Origin of the sequence: Dactylosporangium sucinum (assembly GCF_014647515.1) — a bacterium.
In the GTDB taxonomy this organism is placed as follows: domain Bacteria; phylum Actinomycetota; class Actinomycetes; order Mycobacteriales; family Micromonosporaceae; genus Dactylosporangium; species Dactylosporangium sucinum.
This window is the reverse complement of record NZ_BMPI01000011.1, coordinates 42906-66097: the sequence shown is the minus strand read 5'-3', so window position 1 is coordinate 66097 and position 23192 is coordinate 42906. Positions and strand designations below refer to the sequence as shown.

The window sequence follows — 23192 nt, the reverse complement described above, 5'->3', positions numbered from 1 at the left end:
CACGGTCGCCCACGCCGGCCGTGGAGTGGCCAAGAGGCTCCGACTCAGCGCATCGATGCAGGATGCCCGGCGGAAGTCTCGCCGTCCGACTGGTGCGAGCGTGGGTCGACGCCGGAGGACTCGTGATGGCAGAGGACACCCCGCAGGGCACCCCCGATCCGACCGACCGCGCACCGGGCGACACCCCGGGCGACGACGAGCAGCCAGGGCCCGAGGCTGCCCCGGCACCGACCGCGGATGCTCCCCCACCGGGAGCCCGACCACCGCTGCCCCGCCAGTCCGACCGAGCCCCGGAGCAGCACCCAGCGCAATCCCCGGCGCAATCCCCGGAGCGGAGCCCGCACCAGGAAGGCCGCAACGACGGCCGCAAGCCCCGGCGAGACCGCGCCCGGCGCCGGGCGGTGCGGGCGCACGCGGCCCTGGCCGGCCTCGCGTATTCCGTGGCGGCCCGGCAACTCGACGCCGCCGGCCTGCGCGACGGCGAGGTCCTCGGCAGCACGGGCCGGACGGTGTACCCGAGGTTCGCCGCCGACGGCCGCCCGTGGACGATCATCGCCCGCGAGGCCCGTCCGGCTGACGTGAAGCTCGCCGACTGCCGCCGCGCCGCCCGGATGGTGACCGGCCGGGCGGAGCACCTCACGGAGCGGTTCCCGCCGAACCACGACGGCTCGTTCTACGGCGGCGAGCGCCGCACCGAGCTACTGGCCCTGCTGTATCTGGTCGTTGCCCACGACAGCCCCGGCCTGATCCCGGCCCCGCTCGACCTGGCCTGGGCAGCCGAGCTGGGCGAGGAGACGGCGATCGACGCCGTCTGCGCCGACGCCGACCGCGCGGCCAGGCTGGTCCTCGACGACGGCGCCGCCCAACGCTGGCAGCGCATCGCCGACGCGTTACTGGCCGGCCAGCGCGGCGGCGCCTGGACCGAGGAGTGGCGCGTGCGCTACGAGGCCGACGTCCTCGACCTCGCCTACCGCAGCTTCGTCACCCCGGTCGAGGACGCCCGCGGCGAGCCGTTCGTGGTCCGCGCCCCGTGGGAGGGCGTGCGCCAGATCCTCGACGCCCTCCTCGTCGTCGCCGACGACGGCCACGCCCCAGGCACCCGCGTCCGCACGCTCACCCCACCCGCGCCCGCCGACCACTCCACCCACCCAACCCATCAGACCCACCCGACTCACCCAACAGGCCATGGCCACGCCCCTGGCACCCGCGACCAGCCGATCACCCTGCCCACCCCCGACCACCCAACCCACCCGACCAGCCACGGCACCCCCGCCACCCCGCCGACGCGCCCGACCCCGGGCCCGGCACCGAGCCGGACGTCCGACGCGGGCGGGACAACGGCGGGACGGACGAGCACGGGCGGGACGACGCCGAGCACGGGCGGCACGACGCCGCGGCGGCCCACGAGCACGGGCGGCACGACGGCGGGGCGGACGACGGGCGCCGGCGGGACGACGGCGGGCAGGAGCGAGGGCACGATCGTCGGGGTGTGCTGGTCGCCGGGCGGCCCGCCGACCGGGTACGAGGTGCGGGTCGACGGCGAGACCGCGACCCGCACCCTGCGCCCCGACGAGATCGTCATCCTGCCGGGACAGGAGTCGGACGCTCCGGCGTACCAGCCCGGCTGACCGTCAACGTCAACCGCCCCGCCTCGGCGTCCACCAGCACCCCGGCCCCGGCGGGCAGCTCGCCGAGCAGGATCATGGCCGAGAGCTCGTCGGCGAGCTCCCGCTGCACGGCTCGCCGCAGCGGCCGGGCGCCCAGGCGCGGATCGTGGCCGGCCGCCGCCAGGTGGGTGCGCGCGGCCTCGGTCAGCGTCAGCGTCACGCCGCGCCCACCCGGGCCGCCACCCCAGCCGCCGGCCGCGGCCTCACCCGAGCTGCCGGCCGGGGCGGTGGCGAGGCGGGCTGCCACCTCGGTCACCGCCAGGTCGACGATCTGGAGGAGGTCCGGCTCCGTCAGCGGGTCGAAGACGATGACCTCGTCGATGCGGTTCAGGAACTCGGGGCGGAAGTGCTGGCGGAGGTCGGACTGGGTGCTCAGCTCGGACAGGCCCGCCGCCGTGCGTGGGTGGGTCGGCGTGAAGCCGGCCGGGGACGTGAAGCGGGTGCCCAGGTTGGTGGTCAGGACCAGGACCGTGTTGGTGAAGTCCGTGACGCGGCCCTGGCCGTCCGTCAGGCGGCCGTCCTCCAGGATCTGCAGGAGGGTGTGGAAGACGTCCGGGTGGGCCTTCTCGATCTCGTCGAACAGGATGACCGACGACGGACGGCGGCGCACGGCCTCCGTCAGCTGGCCGCCCTCGTCGTGGCCCACGTAGCCGGGTGGGGCGCCGAGGAGGCGGGAGACGGTGTGCGGGTCGTGGTACTCGGACATGTCCAGCTGGACCAGCGCGTCCGCCGAGCCGAACAGGAACTCGGCCAGGGCCTTGGCCAGGGAGGACTTCCCCACGCCGGACGGGCCCGCGAAGATGAACGAGCCCGTCGGGCGCTTCGGGTCGGCCAGGCCGGCGCGGGCGCGGCGGATCGCCCTCGCCACCGCCTGCACGGCGGTGTGCTGGCCGACGATGTGGCGGTGCAGCTCGTCCTCCATGCGCACGAGCCTGGCCGTCTCCGCCTCCGTCAGGCGCTGGACCGGGATGCCGGTCCACTGGGCGACCACGGACGCGATGTGATCAGGGCCCACCTGCAGCGCCGCCGGAGCAGCCGTCGGAGCGGCCGCCGACGACGACGGCGCGGAAGCCCCGGACGACGCGACGCCCGCTGACCCGGCGCCCGCCGAAGCCCAGCCGGACCCACCCGCGCCCGCCGAAGCCCCGCGGGACCCACCCGCGCCCACCGAAGCCGCGCCGGACGAGCCCGCGCCCGGTGAGGCGGCCCCAGACGCAGCCGCCGCCGGCGCACCGGCACCTGACGCGTCCGCACCCGGCACGACAGCGCCCGCGATGCGGAGGCGGGCGCCCGCCTCGTCCAGCAGGTCGATGGCCTTGTCCGGGAGGTGGCGGTCGGGGAGGTAGCGGTCGCCGAGCTCGACCGCCGCGCGCAGGGCGGCGTCGCTGTACGACACGTGATGGAAGGTCTCGTAACGCCCGCGCAGGCCGTGCAGGATGTCCAGGGCCTGGGCCGGGGTCGGCTCGCCGATCTCGACCGGTTGCAGGCGGCGCTCCAAGGCCCCGTCCTTCTTGATGTACCGCCGATACTCGTCGTGGGTCGTCGCGCCGATCGTCTGCAGCTCGCCGCGGGCCAGCAGCGGCTTCAGCAGGGACGACGCGTCGATCGCGCCCTCCGCGGCGCCGGCGCCGACCAGGGTGTGGATCTCGTCGACGAACAGGATGACGTCGCCGCGGGTGCGGACCTCCTTGAGGACCTTGCGGAGGCGTTCCTCGAAGTCGCCGCGATACCGGGAGCCGGCCACCAGCGAGCCCAGGTCGAGCGACCACAGCTGCTTGCCGGTGAGCGTGTCGGGGACGGTGCCGGCGACGATGCGCTGGGCGAGGCCCTCGACGACGGCGGTCTTGCCGACGCCCGGCGCGCCGGTGAGGACCGGGTTGTTCTTTCGGCGGCAGGACAGGACCTGCACGACGCGGTCGATCTCGCGGTCGCGGCCGATCACCGGGTCGAGCCGGCCGGCCCGGGCCGCGTCGGTCAGGCTGTGCCCGAACTGGTCGAGCACCGGATTCCCGGCCGGGACGGGAGCAGGATCCGGAGCCGACGGGTGGCCGGTCAGCGAGCCGAGCACCTCGGCGCGCACGTCGTTGAGGGTGACCCCGAGCCGGGCGAGCACGCGCACGGCGGTGCCCTCGCCCTCCCGGACCAGCCCCAGCAGCACGTGTTCGGGGCCGATGAAGTTGTGGCCGAGCTGCAGCGACTCGCGCAGCGCCAGCTCCAGGACCTTCTTGAACCGCGGGGTGAACGGGATGTGCCCCCCGGGGGCCTGCGTGCCGTGGCCGATGAGGTCCTCGACCTCGCGGCGGGCCCGGTCGAGGGTCACGCCCAGCCGCTGCAGGGCGCCCTCACCCTCCTGCACCAGCCCGAGCAGCATGTGCTCGGTGCCGATGTAGTTGTGGTTGTGGGTCCGCGCCTCCTCCTGGGCCAGCACGACGACCCGGCGGGCACGGTCGGTGAACCGTTCGAACATGCGCCATCACGCCTCTCCGGCGGGCCGGCCACGAGGAGCTGCACCCGCCATCCGTCTCGGGAAGGTGGATGCGCTGAGTCGAAGCCTCTTGGCACACCGAAAGGGCCGCAACGGCCACGGCGGGCGCGGGCAGGCGCACTGCCCAAACATCACCTTAGCCCGCCCCGCCGCCGAATTGGCAACCACTGGTGATAGAAGGATGCGGTGACGGCAACGACGCTGTTCCAGCGCACCTCCGGCCCCCTTGGGGCGCCCACCCTGCTGCTCGGCGGCTCGCTGGGCAGCAACCTCGACATGTGGCGACCCCAGCTGGCCGCGTTCGGCGACCGGCTGCGCGTGGTCCGCTTCGACCACCGCGGGCACGGCGGGTCCCCGGTCCCGCCGGGCCCCTACTCGATCGAGGACCTGGGCCGTGACGTGCTGGCGCTGCTCGACCGGCTGGGGATCGAGCGCGCGTCGTACTGCGGGCTCTCCCTCGGCGGCATGGTCGGCATGTGGATGGCCGCGCACGCGCCGGGGCGCATCGACAAGCTCGTGCTGATCTGCACGGCGGCCCACCTGCCGCCCGCCGACAGCTGGCGCTCGCGCGCCGAGCAGGTCCGCACGGGAGGCATGGGCAGCATCGCCGACGCGGTCCTCGGCCGCTGGTTCACGCCGCGGTACCGCGCGGCGCTGCCGGCCCGCGTCGCCCCCTACCGGGCCATGATCGCCGCCTGCCCCGCCGAGGGCTACGCCGGCTGCTGCGAGGCCATCGCGGCCATGGACCAGCTCGCCGACCTGCCCCGGATCACCGCCCCGACGCTGGTCATCGCCGGGGCGGACGACCCCGCGACCCCGCCGGAGCACGGTGAGCGCATCCACGCGGGGATCGCCGGCAGCCGCCTGGTCGTGCTGCAGGGCGCGGCCCACCTGGCCAACGCCGAGCAGCCCGACGCGGTGTCACAGCTCATTCTTGATCACGTCCGCAGCGACGACTGACAACAACCCGCCATCCACTCGGTTCCGGGCTCGCACAGGGACCGAACTGTGGGCGGCCCGTGCGGAGCTCTTCCCGCGCCTGGCCTTTCTGTCTCAGGTGCGCCGCCAGCTCGTCGGACTACCCTCCAATTGGCTGGAGCCGGTGAAGGAACGGCTGGCCGAGCTGCAGGTCGCGGCGTCCGCCTGGGACACGCAGGCAGCGCCGGCGCCGGAGTGGCTCAGCAGGGTGACGTCGGAGTCCCAGACCCGCCTGAAACTCTGCACATTCGACGACGACGAGGGCGTTGCGCGCATCTACGACATGCACGCACGCTTCACTCCCGGCGCGGGCCGGGTTCATTTCAGGATGGACCGCGGTAACGGCCGCCTCACCATCGGTTACATCGGCGAGAAGCTTGGTATCTAGCCGGCACCTTGCGTGTCCCGGCCTGGATGGGCTGCCCTGCGTAGCCCGCCCGGCTTGCGCGGTGCATGTGCGTCGCCGCCGAACGAAGGCGACGCACATCGCGCGTCAAGACGTGATCGACTGATAGACGGCGTGGGTGCGGTCGGCGATGGCGGCCCACGAGAAGTGGTCGACGGCGCGCTGGCGGCCCGCCCGGCCGAGCTCGGCCGCCCGGGCCGGCTCCTCGACGAGCTGCAGCATCGCGTCGGCGAGGTCGGCGACGAAGCGGTCCGGGTCGAGCGGGGTGCCGCTGCCGTCGGTGACCTGCTCGATCGGCACCAGCAGGCCGGTCTCCCGGTCGGCGACGACCTCCGGGATGCCGCCGGTCGCGGTGGCCACGACCGCGGTCTGGCAGGCCATCGCCTCCAGGTTGACGATGCCCATCGGCTCGTAGATCGACGGGCAGACGAACACGGTGGCGTGCGTGAGGACCTGGATGACCTCGCGCTTGGGCAGCATCTCCTGCACCCAGACGACGCCCTCGCGGCCCGCGCGCAGCTCGTCGGCGAGGCCGGTCACCTCGGCGGCGATCTCCGGGGTGTCCGGGGCGCCGGCCAGCAGCACGATCTGCACCTCCGGCGGGAGCCGGCGGGCGGCGCGCAGGAGGTACGGGAGCCCCTTCTGCCGGGTGATCCGCCCGACGTAGACGACGGAGGGGCGGTCCGGGTCGACGCCGAGGCGCTGCAGGACGTCGGTGGCGGGGTCGGGCGCGTACTGCTCGGTGTCGATGCCGTTGTAGACGACGTGGACCTTGTCCGGGTCGACCTGCGGGTAGGCCCGCAGCACGTCGGCCTTCATCCCGGCGGAGACGGCGATGACCGCGTCGGCCGCCTCGACCGCGGTCCGCTCGCACCAGGAGGAGAGCGCGTAGCCGCCGCCGAGCTGCTCGGCCTTCCAGGGGCGCAGCGGCTCGAGGCTGTGGGTGGTGACGACGTGCGGGATGCCGTGCAGGAGCTTCGCGGTGTGGCCGGCGAGGTTGGCGTACCACGTGTGGCTGTGCACGAGGTCCGACCCGGCGCAGCCGGCGGCCATCTCCAGGTCGACGCCGATGGTCCGCAGGGCCGGGTTGGCCCCGGCCAGGCCGGGCGGGTCGGCGTAGCCGGTGACCCCGGCCTCGGCCCGCGGGGCCCCGAAGCAGTGGACACGGACGTCCAGCGGGAGCCGGCGCAGCTCCCGGGCAAGGTACTCGAGGTGGACGCCCGCCCCGCCGTAGACGTCCGGGGGGTACTCTCGAGTGAGCAGGTCTACTCGCACGCCCCAAACCATAATCCCGTTCGTCTGGCGCAACACGCCGGACACGTTTAGCGTCTGCGCCATGGCTGCCAAGAAGGTCCTCGCGATCGTCCTCGCCGGCGGTGAGGGCAAGCGACTGATGCCGCTGACGACCGATCGGGCCAAGCCCGCGGTCCCGTTCGGCGGGATCTACCGGTTGATCGACTTCGTGCTGTCGAACCTCGCCAACGGCGGCTATCTCAAGATGGTCGTGCTGACCCAGTACAAGTCGCACTCGCTGGACCGGCACGTCACCAAGACCTGGCGGATGTCGACCCTGCTCGGCAACTACGTCACCCCCGTCCCGGCCCAGCAGCGGCTCGGCCCGCGCTGGTTCGCCGGCTCGGCCGACGCGATCTACCAGAGCCTGAACCTCATCAACGACGAGCGCCCCGACTACGTCATCGTGTTCGGCGCCGACCACATCTACCGGATGGACCCGGAGCAGATGGTCCGCCAGCACATCGAGTCGGGCGCCGCGGCGACCGTCGCCGGCATCCGGCAGCCGCTGTCGACGGCCGACCAGTTCGGCGTGATCGAGGTGGCCGCCGACGACAGCGCACGCATCAGCGCGTTCCGCGAGAAGCCGAAGGACGCCAAGGGCCTGCCGGACTCCCCCGGCGAGATCTACGCGTCGATGGGCAACTACGTGTTCACCACCGACGCGCTCATCGACGCGGTCACCCGCGACGCGCAGGACCCGGCGAGCAAGCACGACATGGGCGGCAACATCATCCCGTTCTTCGTCGGCAGGAACGAGGCGGCGGTCTACGACTTCAGCAACAACGTCGTGCCCGGCAGCTCGGAGCGCGACAAGGGCTACTGGCGGGACGTCGGGACGCTCGACTCGTACTACGAGGCGAACATGGACCTCATCGCCGTCCAGCCGGTCTTCAACCTGTACAACTTCGAGTGGCCCATCTTCACGGGCAACAGCCCGTGGCCGCCGGCGAAGTTCGTGCACGGCTGGGGCGAGCGGGTCGGCCGCGCGGTCGGTTCGATGATCTCGCCCGGCGCGGTGATCTCCGGCTCGCTCGTGGAGAACTCGGTCGTCTCCCCCAACGTCAAGGTCCACTCGTGGGCGCACGTGGAGGGCTCGGTCCTCATGGAGGGCGTCGACATCGGGCGGCACGCCGTGGTGCGCAACGCCATCCTGGACAAGAACGTCATCGTGCCGGAGGGCGCCGAGATCGGCGTCGACCTGGAGCGCGACCGCAAGCGATTCACGGTGTCCGAGGGGGGCATCGTGGTCATCGGCAAGGGTCAACGCGTCGAACCCTAGCCGAACCCTGAGGACAAACCGTGCCAACCCGGCGCCGATTCGATACGGTGAGGATCATGGGTAACCCCGCGGAGCCCGACACCCGCACGGCCGACACCCTCAAGGCGGAAGCGCGCAAGCCGGAGGGTGTCAAACCGGAAGCGTTCAAGACCGAGATCGCCACCACCGAACCCACCCCCACGGAGGTCGCGCTGGCACCCGACCGCGCCGACGACGCCGTCGACACGGCGGAGAGCCCGGCGGCCACCTTCCAGGCGGCCCGCGGCGGCGCCGCCTGGGCCGACGTCTACGGTGCCGAGCAGCGGTTCCCGATCGAGCAGGTCACCCCGTCGGTCGAGGGCGGCCGGTTCCCGGCCAAGGCGGTCGTCGGCGAGTCCGTCCCGGTGTCCGCGGTCGCCTACCGCGAGGGCCACGCGATGATGGGCTGCAACGTCGTGCTCGTCGGCCCCGGCGGGCAGGAGGGGCCGTTCACCCGGATGAGCCCCGGTGCGCCCGGCACCGACCGCTGGTTCGCCGAGGTGCGCCCGGACGCGGTCGGGGCGTGGACGTTCGCCGTCGAGGCGTTCTCCGACCCGTACCTCACCTGGCACGACGCGGTCTCGAAGAAGATCGCCGCCGGCCAGGGCCTCGAGGACCTCGCCAACGACCTGGCCGAGGGCTCGGCCCTGCTGCACGAGGCGGCCCAGGGCGTGCCGGCCCCCGACCGCGACCGGGTCAGCGGCGCCGCCCGCGCGCTGGCCGACACCGGCATCCCGCTGTTCGCCCGGGTCTCCCCCGCGCTCGCGCTCACCGAGGTGCTGTGGCGCCACCCGCTGCGCCGGCAGGTGACCCGCTCGGCGCCGCTGCCGATCTGGTGCGACCGGGAGCGGGCGCTGTTCTCCGCGTGGTACGAGTTCTTTCCCCGCTCCGAGGGCGCCGAGGTCGACGAGCGCGGCAAGCCCGTGCGGCACGGCACGTTCGCCAGCGCGACGCCGCGGCTGAAGGAGGTCGCCGACCTCGGCTTCGACGTGGTGTACCTCCCGCCGGTCCACCCGATCGGCCGGGTCAACCGCAAGGGGCCGAACAACACGCTGGTCGCCGGGCCGGACGACGTCGGCTCGCCGTGGGCGATCGGCGCCGCCGAGGGCGGCCACGACGCGATCCACCCGGACCTCGGCACGCTGGAGGACTTCCGGGCGTTCGTCGCCGCCGCGAACGACGCCGGCGTCGAGATCGCGATGGACCTGGCCCTGCAGTGCGCGCCCGACCACCCGTGGGTCGAGGCCCACCCGGAGTGGTTCACCACGCGCGCCGACGGCAGCATCGCCTACGCCGAGAACCCGCCCAAGAAGTACCAGGACATCTATCCGGTGAACTTCGACAACGACCCGGAGGGGATCCGCGAGGAGGTCAAGCGGGTCGTCCTGCACTGGGTCGCGCAGGGCGTGAAGATCTTCCGGGTCGACAACCCGCACACCAAGCCGGTCGGCTTCTGGCACTGGCTCATCGACGAGGTCAAGCAGGCCGATCCCGACGTGCTGTTCCTGGCCGAGGCGTTCACCAGGCCGGCGATGATGCACGGCCTCGGCAAGATCGGCTTCAGCCAGTCCTACACCTACTTCACGTGGCGGGTGCAGGCCTGGGAGCTGCGGGAGTACGTGCAGGAGCTGATCGCGGCGGCCGACTACATGCGGCCGAACTTCTGGCCCAACACGCCCGACATCCTGCCCGAGCACCTGCAGCACGGCGGGCCGCCGATGTTCAAGATCCGGGCGGTGCTGGCGAGCCTGCTCAGCCCGTCGTGGGGCATGTACGCGGGCTTCGAGCTGTTCGAGCACGAGGCCCGGCCGGGCGCCGAGGAGTACCTGGACAACGAGAAGTACCAGCTGCGGCCGCGCGACTGGGCGGGCCGGGAGCGCGACGGCGAGTCGCTGGCGCCCTACCTGCGCACGCTCAACACGGTCCGGCGGGACAACCCGGCGCTGCACCGGCTGCGCAACACCGTCTTCCACGGCATCGACAACGAGCAGATGCTGTGTTTCTCGAAGCGCGACGCCGACACCGGCAACACGGTGCTCGTGGTCGTGTCGCTGGATTCGCGCGAGGTGCAGTGGGGTAACACGACGCTGGACATGCCCGCGCTGGGCTTCGACTGGCACGAGCGCTTCACCGTCCGCGACGAGATCACGGGCGCGACCTTCGACTGGGGACAGCACAACGCGGTCCGGCTCGACCCCCTGTACGAGCCGGCTCACGTGTTCACGGTGCACCGCCACCGGTGAGCGTGACCACCGCAACAGCAGCAAGGTAGGTGGCGACATGACGGACCAGGGAACCGAGGTCGAGGGCACCCACGTCGCGGACGGGACGGTCGAACATCCGTCCTCCAGCGACTTCGGCCAGGCGCGGGTGCTGCCGGCCGACACCACCTGGTTCCAGCGGGCCGTGTTCTACGAGGTGCTCGTGCGGGCCTTCGCCGACTCCAACGCCGACGGCTCGGGCGATCTCAAGGGGCTCATCGGGCAGCTCGACTACCTGCAGTGGCTCGGCGTCGACTGCCTCTGGCTGCCGCCGTTCTACGACTCGCCGCTGCGCGACGGCGGCTACGACATCCGCGACTTCTACAAGGTGCTGACCGACTTCGGCACCGTCGAGGACTTCGTCGACCTGCTCGACGCGGCGCACAAGCGCGGCATCCGGGTCATCACCGACCTGGTCATGAACCACACGTCCGACTCGCACCTGTGGTTCCAGGAGTCCCGCCGCGACCCGACCGGCCCCTACGGCGACTACTACGTCTGGTCCGACAGCGACAAGGCCTACGCGGACGCGCGGGTCATCTTCGTCGACACCGAGGAGTCGAACTGGACGTTCGACCCGGTGCGCCGGCAGTTCTACTGGCACCGGTTCTTCTCCCACCAGCCGGACCTCAACTACGCCAACCCCGAGGTCCAGCGCGAGATGATCGACGTGCTGCGGTTCTGGCTCGACCTGGGCATCGACGGCTTCCGGCTCGACGCGGTGCCGTACCTGTTCGAGTCCGAGGGCACCAACTGCGAGAACCTGCCGGAGACGCACGAGTTCCTGCGCCGCTGCCGCAAGGTCATCGAGGACGAGTACCCGGGGCGGGTCCTGCTCGCCGAGGCCAACCAGTGGCCGGCCGACGTGGTGCAGTACTTCGGCGACGGCGACGAGTGCCACATGGCGTTCCACTTCCCGCTCATGCCGCGCATCTTCATGGCGGTGCGGCGCGAGTCGCGGTTCCCGATCTCGGAGATCCTCGCCCACACCCCGCAGATCCCGGCCAACTGCCAGTGGGGCATCTTCCTGCGCAACCACGACGAGCTGACCCTGGAGATGGTCACCGACGAGGAGCGCGACTACATGTACGCGGAGTACGCGAAGGACCCGCGCATGCGCGCCAACGTCGGCATCCGCCGGCGCCTCGCCCCGCTGCTGGAGAACGACCGCAACCAGATCGAGCTGTTCACCGCGCTGCTGCTGGCGCTGCCGGGCTCGCCGGTGCTGTACTACGGTGACGAGATCGGCATGGGCGACAACATCTGGCTCGGCGACCGCGACGGCGTGCGCACCCCGATGCAGTGGACGCCCGACCGCAACGCCGGCTTCTCCCAGTCCAACCCGGGCCGGCTCTACCTGCCGGTGATCCAGGACCACGTGTACGGCTACCAGGCGGTCAACGTCGAGGCGCAGAAGGAGAACTCGACGTCGGTGCTGAACTGGACGCGCACGATGCTCGCCGTGCGCCGCCGCCACGAGGCGTTCGCCGCCGGGGAGTTCCGGGAGCTCGGCGGCTCGAACCCGTCGATCCTGGCGTTCGTGCGCATCCACGGCGACGACGTCGTGCTGTGCGTGAACAACCTGTCGCGCTTCCCGCAGCCGATCGAGCTCAACCTGCAACAGTGGGCGGGATTCACGCCGATCGAGCTGACCGGTCACGTCCAGTTCCCGAACATCGGTCAGCTGCCGTACCTGCTGACCCTGCCGGGGCACGGTTTCTACTGGTTCCAGCTCACGCCGCCCAGCGAGCAGCCTTAGGAGACGCGATGACGCACCTGCCGTTCACCGAATGGCTGCCGCACCAGCGGTGGTACGCGGGCCGGAGCCGCACCCTGACCGCGGTCGAGCCGGCCGCGCTGACAGCGCTGCCCGACGGCCTCGACCACTTCCTGCTCGACGCCCGGTACGCCGACGGCGGCACCGAGCGCTACCAGGTCTTCGTCGGCTGGGACCTCAACGTGGCCGCCGAGCTGTCGGCGGCCGCCCTGATCGGCGCCGACGGCGACCGCACCGGCTTCGACGCGCTCTACGACGAGCACGCCTCGCAGCGCCTGCTGGCGCTCATCGACACCGGCGCCGTCGTCGACGGCATGCGGTTCGTGCCGGAGCCGGGCGTGACGCTGCCGGTCGACGCGCCCGCCCGCGTCGGCGGGGCCGAGCAGAGCAACACCAGCGTCGTCTACGACAGCGCCGCGATCCTCAAGGTGTTCCGCCGGGTCAGCGCGGGGGTCAACCCCGACGTCGAGCTCAACCGGGTGCTGGCCCGGGCCGGCTGCCCGAACGTGGCCCGGCTGCTCGGCGCGATCGAGAGCAGCGACACGGACGGCGAGCCGGTCGCCCTGGCCATGGTGACCGAGTATGCGCAGAACTCGGCCGAGGGCTGGGCGATGGCCGCGGCCAGCGCCCGCGACCTGTTCGCCGAGCACGACATGCGCCCCGAGGAGGTCGGCGGCGACTTCGCCAGCGAGTCGATGCGCCTCGGCGAGGCCGTCGCGCAGGTCCACCGGACCCTGGCGACGGAGCTCGGCACGCAGACCGCGCCGGCGCCCACGGCGGCGATGGCGCAGCGGCTCGACGCGGCCGTCGAGGCCGTGCCCGACCTGGCCGAGTTCGTCCCCGGCATCCGGGCGGTGTTCCGTGACGCCGGCGACGACCCGATCACCGCCCAGCGCATCCACGGCGACCTGCACCTCGGTCAGGTGCTGCGCACGCCCGAGTCCTGGCTGCTCATCGACTTCGAGGGCGAGCCGGGCGTGCCGGTCGAGCAGCGCCGCCGGCCCGACTCGGTGCTGCGCGACGTCGCCGGCATGCTGCGCTCGTACGAGTACGCCGCCTACCAGCTGCTCGTCGGGCAGGAGGACGACGACGAGCTGGCCCGCCGGGCGCGGCAATGGGTCGACCGTAACCGGGACGCATTCTGCGACGGCTATGCTGCCGCGGCCGGGTACGACCCGCGCGACGATCAGGCCCTACTGTGTGCGTACGAGCTGGACAAGGCCGTCTACGAGACCGCCTACGAGGCGCGGCACCGGCCGACCTGGCTGCGGATTCCGCTGCAGTCGATCGCGCGCCTGGTGAACGGCTCCGACCTCAGTGCAGGACGCTGACGAACAGGGTGATGGATCACATGTACTTCGACGACCTGATCGCCGGCCGCGCGCACGACCCCCACGGGGTCCTCGGTGCGCATCCCGGCCCGAAGACGACCCTCGTCCGCGCGCTGCGCCGCGGCGCGTCCGAGGTGACGGTGGTCGCCGACGGCGAGCGGCACCCGATGCGCCGGGTCCACGACGAGGGCATCTTCGAGGCCGAGCTGCCGGGTGTCGTCGGCGACTACCGCATCGAGGCCGATGGGGTCCTCGGCGACGACCCGTACCGTCACCTGCCGACCATCGGCGAGCTCGACCTGCACCTCATCCGCGAGGGCCGGCACGAGCGGCTGTGGACCGTCCTCGGTGCCCAGCCGCACGACGACGGCGTCGCGTTCGCGGTGTGGGCGCCCAACGCCCGCGGGGTCCGCGTCGTCGGGGACTTCACCGGGTGGGGCCCGCACGAGGGCTGGCCGATGCGCTCGCTGGGCAGCAGCGGGGTCTGGGAGCTCTACGTGCCCGGTGCCCGGCCGGGTCAGCGGTACAAGTTCCGCATCCTCACCCCGAACGGCGACTGGGTGGAGAAGGCCGACCCGCTGGCCCTGCACACCGAGACGCCCCCGGCCACGGCGTCGGTGGTGTACCGCTCCAGCTACGACTGGAAGGACCAGGACTGGCTGGCCCAGCGGGCCGAGCGGCGCGCCTACGAGGAGCCCGTCAGCGTCTACGAGGTGCACCTGGGCTCGTGGCGACCCGGGCTGTCCTACCTGGAGCTGGCCGACCAGCTCACCGACTACGTCACCGACCTCGGCTTCACCCACGTCGAGTTCCTGCCGGTGATGGAGCACCCGTTCGGCGGCTCCTGGGGCTACCAGGTCACCGGCTACTACGCGCCGACCGCCCGGTTCGGCTCCCCCGACGAGTTCCGCCACCTCGTCGACCGGCTCCACCAGGCCGGCATCGGCGTGATCCTCGACTGGGTGCCGGCCCACTTCCCGAAGGACGCCTGGGCCCTCGCGCGCTTCGACGGGACCCCCCTCTACGAGCACGGCGACTGGCGCCGCGGCGAGCACCCCGACTGGGGCACGCTGATCTTCGACTTCGGCCGCAACGAGGTGCGCAACTTCCTGGTCGCCAACGCGCTGTACTGGTGCGAGGAGTTCCACGCCGACGCGCTGCGGGTCGACGCGGTGGCCTCCATGCTGTACCTCGACTACTCCCGCGAGCACGGCCAGTGGGCCCCGAACCAGTACGGCGGCCGGGAGAACCTCGACGCGATCTCCTTCCTGCAGGAGGCCAACGCCACGGTCTACAAGCACCACCCGGGCATCATGATGATCGCCGAGGAGTCGACGGCCTGGCTGGGCGTGACCCGCCCGACCGACCAGGGCGGCCTGGGCTTCGGCTTCAAGTGGAACATGGGCTGGATGCACGACACGCTGACGTACGTCGGCAAGGACCCGATCTACCGCCAGTACCACCACAACCAGATGACGTTCGCGACCGTCTACGCGTGGAGCGAGAACTACGTCCTGCCGATCAGCCACGACGAGGTCGTGCACGGCAAGGGCTCGCTGGTCGGCAAGATGCCCGGCGACCTGTGGAAGAAGATCGCCAACGCCCGCGCCCTGCTGGCCTACATGTGGTCCTTCCCCGGCAAGCAGCTGCTGTTCATGGGCTGCGAGCTCGGTGACGAGGAGGAGTGGAGCGAGGAGCGGGGCCTGAACTGGGGCCTGCTCAACGACCCGTTCCGCTCGGGCCTGCAGCGCCTGGTCCGCGACCTGAACGCCACCTACCGCCACACCCCGGCCCTGTGGACCCAGGACACCACGCCGGACGGCTTCCGCTGGATCAACAACGAGGACTCGGGCAACAACGTCTTCTCGTACCTGCGCTGGGGCGCCGACGGCTCGGTGGTCGCGGTCGTGATCAACTTCGCGGCGCACCCGCACGAGCTGTACCGCCTGGGCCTGCCCTTCGCCGGCCGCTGGACCGAGATCCTCAACACCGACGCCGAGACCTACGGCGGCTCGGGCGTGGGCAACTTCGGCGCCGTCGAGGCCGAGGCGACCCCGTTGAACGGCCTGCCGGCCTCGGTCCAGCTCCGCGTCCCCCCGCTGGGCGCCCTCTGGCTCAAGCTCGGCTGACCCCACCCCGGGCGCCGCGCCCGCACCCGGGCCGGCGCCGCACCCACCCCCGCCGCCACGCCCGCGCCTCGGGCCGGGCCGCGGCACCCAAACCCCGCGGCGAGCTTGGAGTTGTGGTCCCGGGTTTATCGAACATATGTGCAAAAGTCCGGGACCACAACTCCAAGCTCGCGGTGAACGGGCGGACGGCCGGCGGGACGGCGGCGGGCAACGAGACGGCGGGGGCGGCGGGCAGCGGCAAGGCGGTTCACGGGCGGCGGGACGCGCGAACGCGCGAACGCACGAACGCACGAACGCACGCACGCACGAACGCGCGAGGGGCGCACCGGTGGCACAGCGGCCGGGCGGTCGGTCAGGGGTGGTCCGGATCCTCGAAGAGGGCCGAGCCGGGAACCTTCGGAGGTAACGGCGGGCAGTGGGCGTGCGTGGCGGCGATCAGGCCGCCGCACTGGGCCGGGAGGTCGACCAGGAGGTTGTGGTCGTACACCAGGACCGTCCAGCGGCCCAGGTCCTCACGGTGGCGGGGCGGGCCGAACTGCTCGACCGCCGCGTCCACCGTGCCGTACGCCGGGTTCTGCAGGTCGATGACCACGAACCGGGCGTCGTGGCGGGTCGCGTCGTACCACTCGGCCCTCGACTCCCAGCGGAACGCGCGGATGTCCGGGCCGATGACCGGGGCCACCTGCACGGCGCCGCCGGCGGCCACCGTGACGTTGTTCGACGCCCAGTAGCTCCCCAGCCCATACCGCAGATCGTGCGCCACCAGCCAGTCCGCGACGTGCGCCGCCTCCGCCGGGCGGGCGCGGGCCGTCACCACCTGGGTCGCGAACGCGGTGGCCAGCACCGCGGCCAGCACACCGGCCGTCCAGCGGGCCGGCCGCAAGGGCACGGCGGCGGCCAGGCGGTCGCCCCAGAGCCGGGCCGCGAGGGCGGCGCCGAACGGCAGCACGGCCACGATCTGCCGCGAGCTGGACAGGTCGGCGCCGGCCTGGGTCGAGACGACGTAGGCGCCGAGGTTGCACAGGATGGCCGCGGCGAGCAGCTCGGCGACCCGGTCGTGCTCGTCCTGCCGGCGGACGGCGCGGGCGCAGACCTGCAGCAGGGCGGCCGCGGCGAGCAGCAGCAGGGCCAGGTTCACCACGCCGGCCGCGATGGCGAGGGCCGGCAGCGGGCCGTCGTCGAGGTGCGGGAAGTAGGCGCCATACAGCAGCGCGGTCGCCTGGCCGGCCCGCCAGGCGTGGTCGGCCAGGTCGGCCAGCGGGCTGAGCCTGGCGATCGGCGAGTGGACGGCGAACCCGCCGAGCCGCCAGATGAGCGCGAGCGCGGCCTGGGCCACGGCGACCGAGGCGACCGCGGCCAGCAGCAGGTGGGCGTCGGTGCCGCGCCAGGTGCGGGCCCGCAGCAGCCGGAAGGCGCTCACCGCGGCGAGCGGCACCGCGCCGACGAACAGCGCGAGCGGGTCGGCGACCTGGGCGGTCGCGAGCAGCGCGGCGACGCCGACCGGCCACCAGCGGCCCAGCGGCGTGCGGGCGCGGCGGTCGACCAGCAGGAGCGTGACGAGCAGCGGCACGGCGGTGCCGGTGTGGTCGGGGACGTAGAGGACCACGGCCCAGCCGCTGCCCGGCTCGGGGACGAGCAGGGCGGCGACCACGACCGCGACCCGGCCCCAGGCGGCGCGGCCGGCGGCATCGCCCTTGGCGACGAGGGCGGCGAAGACGATGAGCAGCGTGTAGGTGATCGCGGACGCGACGTGGATCACGTCGTCGTTCAGCCCGTAGACGAGCTCGATCAGCGCATACTGCACCAGCTCGGTCGGGTAGAACGAGACGTCGCTGAGCGTCCAGCCGCGCAACAGCAGGTTGCCGTGCAGCATGTCCCAGGCCTGCAGGGCGTTGGCGCCGCCGTCGGCGTTGGTCGGCGTGGCGCGGGCGATGCGCAGGTAGCCGAACAGCAGCACGGCCAGCCCGGACAGCACGAGGCCGGCCGTGGCGAACGGCCGCCGCGGACGCGGCTCGGAGACCGGTGCCGTCCGCTGGCGCGGGATGGTGAGGGCAGGCGTGGAGGAGCGGCTGGCGGGCCCCGTAACACCGCCAAGAGTGTGGCTCACACAGCCTCCGACGCTTCCTGTCCGCCGCGAGGTTCGCGGCACCCGGCAACAGTGACCCACTTGTGATCAGGTCAGGCCCATTGTCGGGTACCGCGGCCAGCCCCCGCTGTCCCGGACACGCGCGGCGAGCGCCGGATTACCGACCGTGGTACGTCGCGTCCGAGAAGTACGCGGGCAGCCCTCCCCCGGTCCAGTCGTGCGCCCACAGCCCGAAGAACATGCCGGTGAAGCCCCAGTGCGTGGCCTGGCCTTCGTTCTCGAACTCCCGCGCGTACTCGTCGGAGAGGATGCTGGCGTCGAACGGCCCCCACTCGGCCGCCCCGAACGCGAAGCGCAACGACGCGTGGTCGAGCTCCGCGGTGAGCCGCGCCGGCCCGTCGACGGGCACGCGCGGGCCGTGGACGCTCAACCGCCCCCGGTCGCAGGCGAGCACGTCGCAGTACACCTGCCGCTCCTCGTCCGTCGTGACCCGCAGCAGGTACCAGTTCCGCGAGTTGTAGTACGCGGTGATCCCGGCCATCTGCTGGAAGCTCACCGGCGCGACGTCGACGGTCGCCGCGAACGACGCCCGGAAGTGCTCGACGCGCCGCCCGACCAGGCTGGCGCCGTCGCGAGCGGTCGCCGACCGCCCGCCCGCGACGCGCAGCTGTCCCGGGCGCTCGTGCAGCGACAGCCAGTCGCCGGTCGCGGGCCGCCGCAGGGTGCTCCATTGTGGACCAAGGGTCGATGCGGAGAAGTCGTCGGTCTCCGGCGTCCCGGGCCACGGCGTCGCCGGCAGGTCCGGCCCGTCGACGGTGACGTGCGGCACGCCGCCGGCGATGCGGGGCCAGCCCTCGCCGGTCCAGGCGACCCGCTGGATCGCGGTCTCCCGCCCGAGGATGCACGGCCCGCGCTCGGTCAGCGGCCGCCCGACGAGATGCGCGAAGAACCACTCGCCGCCGGGCGTGGCGACCAGGCTGCCGTGGCCGGCCTTCTGCAGCTGCAGCGCTGGGTCGTGCACCGACGTGACCAGCGGCCCGCCCGGGTCCGTCTCGTACGGCCCGAACAGGTCGCGGGACCGCGCGACCGTCGCCTGGTGCTCCCAGATCGTGCCGCCCTCGGCGGTGACCAGGTAGTACCAGCCGTCGCGGCGGTACAGGTGCGGGCCCTCGGTCTGCCCGACCGGCGTGCCCGCGTAGATGTCGACGGGCTCGCCGATCAGCTTGCGGGCGCCCCGGTCGTACTCCTGGATGATGATCCCGTTGGCCCACGGGCGCCCCGGCCGCCAGTCGACCCGGTTCGACACCAGCCAGCTGCGCCCGTCGCCGCCGGGGCCGCAGTCGTGGAACAGCGACGGGTCGAAGCCGCGCGCGTGCAGCGGCACCGGAGGCGACCACGGTCCGTCGATCGAGGGCGCGGTGACCACGTAGTTGGGGACGTCCCAGAAGCCGCCGGCGTAGGAGCGCACGTCGGTGAAGACGAGGTGGAACAGCCCGTCGGCGTGCGACAGGCAGGGCGCCCACACGCCGCCGGAGTCGGGATCGCCCGCGAGGTCGAGCAGGTCGGTGCTGTCGAGCGCGCCGCCGAGGGGGCGCCAGTGCACGAGGTCGCGCGAGTGGTGCAGGCGTACCCCGGGGTACCACTCGAACGTCGAGGTCGCCAGGTAGTAGTCGGCGCCGACCCGCAGGATCGACGGGTCCGGATGGAAGCCGGGCAGCACGGGGTTGCGGATCACGGTCTCGGACATCTCTGCCCCTCGAAAGTTTCGCAGGAGTTTCGGTCTGTGGTCCTCCGGGTGTACGGTCCCGATCAAAGGGCAGCCGGGCTTTCCCGGCAAGGCTTTTCGAAACCTAGGACGGCTCATGGTCACCAAACGCCCCACCATGGCCGAGATCGCCCGCGAGGCCAACGTGGCGATCTCCACCGTCTCGAAAGTGCTCAACGGCCACACCGACGTCTCCGCCGCGACGCGCCGGCACATCGAGCAACTGCTCACCGACCGCGGCTACGAGCGGCCCCGCGCGTCGCGCCGCCCGGGCCGCCGCAGCGACCTCGTCGACCTGGTCATCAACGAGCTCGACAGCGTCTGGGGCCTGTCGATCCTCAGCGGGGTCGAGGAGGTCGTCGAGGCCGCCGGGCTGGGCCTGGTCGTGTCGTCGGTGCACAACCGGGAGAGCCTGACCCGGCGCTGGCTGGAGTCGCTGCTGGCCCGCGGCTCGCAGGGCGCGATCCTGGTGCTGTCCGAGCTCACCGAGCACCAGCGGGCCGAGCTCGGCCGCCGCAACATGCCGTTCGTGGTCGTCGACGGGGTGAGCCAGCCGCCGCCGGACGTGCCGTCGATCGGCGCGACGAACTTCGCCGGCGGGTTCGCCGCGACCGAGCACCTGGCCGGGCTGGGGCACCGGCGGATCGCCGCGATCGGCGGGCCGGAGCAGCTGCAGTGCACGCGGGCCCGCATCGCCGGCTACCGGGCGGCGCTGGAGTCGGCCGGGCTGGCGGCCGACCGGCAGCTGGTGCGGTACGGAAACTTCCACCACGACGGCGGGCTGCGGGCCACGCAGGGGTTCCTGGCCCTGGCCGACCCGCCGACGGCGATCTTCGCCGGCAGCGACCAGCAGGCCACCGGGGTCTACGAGGCGCTGCGGCAGGCGGGGCGCAAGGTGCCGCACGACGTGAGCGTGGTCGGCTTCGACGACCTGAACTTCGCCGAGTGGACCGCCCCGCCGCTGACCACGGTCCGCCAGCCGCTGCACGAGATGGGCGTGGCCGCGGCCCGCACGCTGCTGCGCATCATCGGCGGCGAGCGCCTGGAGTCGACCCGCATCGAGCTGGCGACGCGGCTGGTCGTGCGGGAGAGCACGGGCGTGCCGGCGGCGTCGGTCGTCGGCTGACGCCGCCCCCCACCGCCGCCGATCTTGCACGTGTGGTGCCGGGACGCTCCCGGGATGCGGCGGTTTGTCAGGCACCACGAGTGCAAGATCGGCGAGAAAGGGGCGGCGGGGGCGGGCGGGGCGGCGGAGGATGGCCGCATGGGGAAGTACCACGAACGGATCGACGGCCGGCTCCGGGAGTTCATCGAGGCGCAGCACATCTTCTTCACCGCCACCGCGCCCCTCGCGGGCGACGGCACGGTGAACCTGTCCCCCAAGGGGCTCAACGGTTCGCTGGCGGTGCTCGACGAGCGCACCGTGGCCTACCTCGACTACGCCGGCAGCAACGCCGAGACCATCGCCCACCTGCGCGAGAACGGCCGCATCACGCTCATGTGGTGCGCGTTCGACGGCCCGCCGAACATCGTGCGCGTCCACGGCCGCGGCGAGCCGGTGTTCCGCGACGACCCGCGCTTCCCGGGACTGCTCGCCGCCTTCCCGGACGCCCGCGTCGAGGACCACGGACTGCGCGCGGTCATCGTCGTGCACGCCGAGCAGATCCGCGACACCTGCGGCTACGCGGTGCCGTTCATGACCTACGAGGCCGACCGCGACCTGCACGGCAAGCGGTTCGCGCGGGAGGACGACGCCTCCCTCGACGAGTACTTCCGCACGAAGGAGCACGTCGCCACCAGCATCGACGGCCTGCCCGGCCTCCCGCTCCCGCTGCCACCGTCGGTGCGGCCGTCGGGCGAAGCGGCCAGAGGCTGACCGCGCCCCGGGCGAAGATGGTTCCTGACGGAGTCGCAGCGAGCCGAAGGGGAACGACATGCCGGGCAACGTGCCACCGGTCAAGGACGAGCGCGAGGGCCTGCTGGCCTTCCTGGACCAGCAGCGGCAGGCGGTGCGGATCGCCGCCCACGGGCTCACCGACGAGCAGGCCCGCCGCGTGCCGGGCCCGGGCCGGCTCAGCGTGGGCGGGCTGGTGAAGCACCTCGCGCAGACGGAGCGCAACTGGCGGTACATCATGGTCCAGCAGCCGGCGCCGCCCGTCGACTACGAGGACGGCTTCCGGCTGCTGGAGGGCGAGACCCTGGCCCAGGTGCTCGCCGGGTACGCCGAGGTCGCCCGGGAGACCGAGGCGGCGGTCGCCGGCTTCGCCGACCTGGGCGCGCCGGTGCCGGTCCCGAAGGGCGTCCCGTGGTTCCCGGACGACGTCGACGCCTGGTCCGTCCGCTGGGTGCTGCTGCACCTCATCGAGGAGACCGCCCGCCACGCCGGCCACGCCGACATCGTCCGCGAGGCGGTCGACGGCGCCACCGCGATGCCGCTGATGGCCGCGGCCGAGGGCTGGCCGGCGAGCCCCTGGTTGCAGCCCTGGCAGCCGCCGGCCTGACCGCGGCCACCCCCGACCCGATGCCCGTCTTCGACAGCCTCGCCCGGACCCGGCCGACGCCGCCCTGACCGGCCGGCATCTCCTCACCCGGGGACCGCCGACGGGTCGGCATAGGCCTGCATGTGGACGATCCGGCCGTCGCGCACGGTGAAGACGTCGGCGACCGTGACGTCGCGGATGCTCAGGTCCTGGACGACGCCGTGGACGCGGTGGACGACGACGACACGGCCGCCGCGGCGCGTTGCGGTGGGCTCGGAGTGCAGCTCCAGCCAGTCGTCGTAGGACGCCTGGAGGTACCGGGCGACGGCCGCCGGGCCGACGTGCCGGCCGCCGTTCGGGAACTCGTCGGGCTCGATCCACTCGACGTCCGGGTGCAGGTCGCGCACCGCGCCCGCGATGTCACCGGCCACGAACGCGGCATAGGCCCGCAGGACGAGCTCGACGTCCGCGGCCGCCGCCGGCGCCGGCTCGGCGCGGACGACGGCCGGCAGCTCCGGCTCGGCGTGGAGAACCGCCGGCAGCTCCGGCTCGGCGTCGAGGGCCTCCTCCATCCAGGTGCCCGACGGGGCCGCGGAGTGGGCCGGGGCCGGACGGCCCGGGCCCTGGTCGGAGCGCCGGTCGGAGCGCTGGTCGGAGCGCTGGCCCGAGCCCGGGACCAGGGCAGTGGTGCTCCAGGCCGCGGCCGGGGCGGCCGAGTGCGCCGGGGCCGGGCGGTCGGCCTCCGGCGCCCGCGACCACAGGCGTTCGCCGCCGCCGAGCGGGGTCCGGTGGGTGGCCCGCAGCGGGACCAGGTGGACGCCGTCCGGCGGGGTGGCGAAGCGGCCCGTCCCCCAGCGCACCCACAGCGCCGTCCGGCCCGCGGCCGCCTCGGCGGCCAGCTTGTCCAGGGTCCGCCGGCGGTCGGCGTGGTCGACCTCGACGACGACCGGCGAGCCGTCCGTGCGGGCGAACCCCACGTCGACGACGGAGTGCCGCTGCTCGTACGGCGGCGGGAGCGGCACGACGCTCGCCGCCCGCGGATACACCCGCCAGCCCCGCGACCGGCCCCACTCCTCCACCGCCGCGACGACGAGCCGGGTCACCTGGGCCTCCGTGCGGTCGCTGAAGGTCAGCCGGTCGAGATGCGCTGCGAGCGCCGACGCCTCCATGGCACGAGAGTAACCATGCGACGGGGCATCGGTGGCGGTGGATGATGGGTTACCCTCCCGGAGTA

Annotated in this window: 16 protein-coding genes; 11 read left to right on the top strand and 5 right to left on the bottom strand. The window is 73.0% G+C overall.

What is annotated here, in order from left to right; translation table 11 throughout:
- The first annotated feature begins 125 nt into the window (after window positions 1-125).
- A complete protein-coding gene (locus IEZ31_RS13450; protein WP_229834918.1) occupies window positions 126-1628 on the top strand; it encodes a hypothetical protein in 1503 nt (500 codons plus the stop codon).
- Here IEZ31_RS13450 and IEZ31_RS56590 read toward each other — a convergent pair.
- Window positions 1579-4134, bottom strand: a complete 2556-nt coding sequence (locus tag IEZ31_RS56590) for an ATP-dependent Clp protease ATP-binding subunit (protein ID WP_229834909.1) — start codon at window positions 4132-4134, stop codon at window positions 1579-1581. The genes IEZ31_RS13450 and IEZ31_RS56590 overlap by 50 nt on opposite strands.
- A 204-nt stretch (window positions 4135-4338) precedes the next feature.
- Here IEZ31_RS56590 and pcaD point away from each other — a divergent pair, with 204 nt between their 5' ends.
- Both pcaD and IEZ31_RS13435 read left to right on the top strand, forming a co-directional pair.
- Window positions 4339-5112: a 3-oxoadipate enol-lactonase gene (gene pcaD / locus IEZ31_RS13440; RefSeq protein WP_190250142.1), complete on the top strand. Its 774-nt coding sequence runs from the start codon at window positions 4339-4341 to the stop codon at window positions 5110-5112.
- A 142-nt stretch (window positions 5113-5254) separates the two neighbouring features.
- Window positions 5255-5518 carry a hypothetical protein gene (locus IEZ31_RS13435; RefSeq protein WP_190250141.1) on the top strand — a complete coding sequence of 88 codons (264 nt, stop codon included), beginning with the start codon at window positions 5255-5257 and terminating at the stop codon, window positions 5516-5518.
- A gap of 105 nt (window positions 5519-5623) precedes the next feature.
- On the opposite strand, the gene glgA is transcribed toward IEZ31_RS13435, so the two are convergent.
- A complete protein-coding gene (gene glgA, locus IEZ31_RS13430) occupies window positions 5624-6811 on the bottom strand; it encodes a glycogen synthase (protein ID WP_190250140.1) in 1188 nt (395 codons plus the stop codon).
- Between the two features lie 61 nt (window positions 6812-6872).
- Between glgA and glgC the strand changes: the two genes are divergently transcribed.
- Genes glgC through glgB form a run of 5 tightly spaced genes read left to right on the top strand, consistent with a single transcriptional unit; the run spans window position 6873 to window position 15627 of the window.
- Window positions 6873-8111, top strand: coding sequence for a glucose-1-phosphate adenylyltransferase (gene glgC / locus IEZ31_RS13425; protein ID WP_190250139.1), 1239 nt, complete (start codon window positions 6873-6875; stop codon window positions 8109-8111).
- A 56-nt stretch (window positions 8112-8167) separates the two neighbouring features.
- Window positions 8168-10372 carry an alpha-1,4-glucan--maltose-1-phosphate maltosyltransferase gene (locus IEZ31_RS13420; protein ID WP_190250138.1) on the top strand — a complete coding sequence of 735 codons (2205 nt, stop codon included), beginning with the start codon at window positions 8168-8170 and terminating at the stop codon, window positions 10370-10372.
- A 37-nt stretch (window positions 10373-10409) separates the two neighbouring features.
- Complete coding sequence (gene treS, locus IEZ31_RS13415; protein ID WP_190250137.1) at window positions 10410-12149, top strand: maltose alpha-D-glucosyltransferase; 1740 nt, start codon at window positions 10410-10412, stop codon at window positions 12147-12149.
- An 8-nt stretch (window positions 12150-12157) separates the two neighbouring features.
- A complete protein-coding gene (locus tag IEZ31_RS13410; protein ID WP_190250136.1) occupies window positions 12158-13498 on the top strand; it encodes a maltokinase N-terminal cap-like domain-containing protein in 1341 nt (446 codons plus the stop codon).
- Window positions 13499-13509: 11 nt separating this feature from the next.
- Window positions 13510-15627, top strand: coding sequence for a 1,4-alpha-glucan branching protein GlgB (gene glgB, locus IEZ31_RS13405; RefSeq protein ID WP_229834907.1), 2118 nt, complete (start codon window positions 13510-13512; stop codon window positions 15625-15627).
- A 352-nt stretch (window positions 15628-15979) separates the two neighbouring features.
- On the opposite strand, the gene IEZ31_RS13400 is transcribed toward glgB, so the two are convergent.
- Window positions 15980-17734, bottom strand: coding sequence for a hypothetical protein (locus IEZ31_RS13400; RefSeq protein WP_190250135.1), 1755 nt, complete (start codon window positions 17732-17734; stop codon window positions 15980-15982).
- 136 nt (window positions 17735-17870) lie between these two features.
- On the bottom strand, window positions 17871-19460 hold the full coding sequence (locus IEZ31_RS13395) for a glycoside hydrolase family 43 protein (RefSeq protein ID WP_190250134.1): 1590 nt from the start codon (window positions 19458-19460) through the stop codon (window positions 17871-17873).
- Window positions 19461-19575: 115 nt separating this feature from the next.
- On the opposite strand from IEZ31_RS13395, the gene IEZ31_RS13390 reads away from it, so the two are divergent.
- The 3 genes from IEZ31_RS13390 (at window position 19576) to IEZ31_RS13380 (ending at window position 21979) form a co-directional block, all read left to right on the top strand.
- A complete protein-coding gene (locus IEZ31_RS13390) occupies window positions 19576-20604 on the top strand; it encodes a LacI family DNA-binding transcriptional regulator (protein ID WP_190250133.1) in 1029 nt (342 codons plus the stop codon).
- A gap of 138 nt (window positions 20605-20742) precedes the next feature.
- On the top strand, window positions 20743-21354 hold the full coding sequence (locus IEZ31_RS13385; RefSeq protein ID WP_190250132.1) for a pyridoxamine 5'-phosphate oxidase family protein: 612 nt from the start codon (window positions 20743-20745) through the stop codon (window positions 21352-21354).
- A gap of 58 nt (window positions 21355-21412) precedes the next feature.
- On the top strand, window positions 21413-21979 hold the full coding sequence (locus IEZ31_RS13380; RefSeq protein WP_190250131.1) for a DinB family protein: 567 nt from the start codon (window positions 21413-21415) through the stop codon (window positions 21977-21979).
- Between the two features lie 83 nt (window positions 21980-22062).
- Here the strand turns inward: IEZ31_RS13380 and IEZ31_RS13375 are convergent, their stop codons facing one another.
- Window positions 22063-23127, bottom strand: a complete 1065-nt coding sequence (locus tag IEZ31_RS13375) for a nuclear transport factor 2 family protein (RefSeq protein ID WP_190250130.1) — start codon at window positions 23125-23127, stop codon at window positions 22063-22065.
- Window positions 23128-23192: the final 65 nt, after the last annotated feature.

What these genes read in the sequence shown, in the direction of transcription:
- IEZ31_RS13395 (WP_190250134.1), bottom strand. Translation starts at nt 19,460, where the DNA reads ATGTCCGAGACCGTGATCCGCAACCCCGTGCTGCCCGGCTTCCATCCG.
- IEZ31_RS13390 (WP_190250133.1), top strand. Translation starts at nt 19,576, where the DNA reads ATGGTCACCAAACGCCCCACCATGGCCGAGATCGCCCGCGAGGCCAAC.
- treS (WP_190250137.1), top strand. Translation starts at nt 10,410, where the DNA reads ATGACGGACCAGGGAACCGAGGTCGAGGGCACCCACGTCGCGGACGGG.
- glgB (WP_229834907.1), top strand. Translation starts at nt 13,510, where the DNA reads ATGGATCACATGTACTTCGACGACCTGATCGCCGGCCGCGCGCACGAC.
- IEZ31_RS56590 (WP_229834909.1), bottom strand. Translation starts at nt 4,134, where the DNA reads ATGTTCGAACGGTTCACCGACCGTGCCCGCCGGGTCGTCGTGCTGGCC.
- IEZ31_RS13420 (WP_190250138.1), top strand. Translation starts at nt 8,168, where the DNA reads ATGGGTAACCCCGCGGAGCCCGACACCCGCACGGCCGACACCCTCAAG.
- glgC (WP_190250139.1), top strand. Translation starts at nt 6,873, where the DNA reads ATGGCTGCCAAGAAGGTCCTCGCGATCGTCCTCGCCGGCGGTGAGGGC.
- IEZ31_RS13380 (WP_190250131.1), top strand. Translation starts at nt 21,413, where the DNA reads ATGCCGGGCAACGTGCCACCGGTCAAGGACGAGCGCGAGGGCCTGCTG.
- IEZ31_RS13385 (WP_190250132.1), top strand. Translation starts at nt 20,743, where the DNA reads ATGGGGAAGTACCACGAACGGATCGACGGCCGGCTCCGGGAGTTCATC.
- IEZ31_RS13410 (WP_190250136.1), top strand. Translation starts at nt 12,158, where the DNA reads ATGACGCACCTGCCGTTCACCGAATGGCTGCCGCACCAGCGGTGGTAC.
- IEZ31_RS13450 (WP_229834918.1), top strand. Translation starts at nt 126, where the DNA reads ATGGCAGAGGACACCCCGCAGGGCACCCCCGATCCGACCGACCGCGCA.
- IEZ31_RS13375 (WP_190250130.1), bottom strand. Translation starts at nt 23,127, where the DNA reads ATGGAGGCGTCGGCGCTCGCAGCGCATCTCGACCGGCTGACCTTCAGC.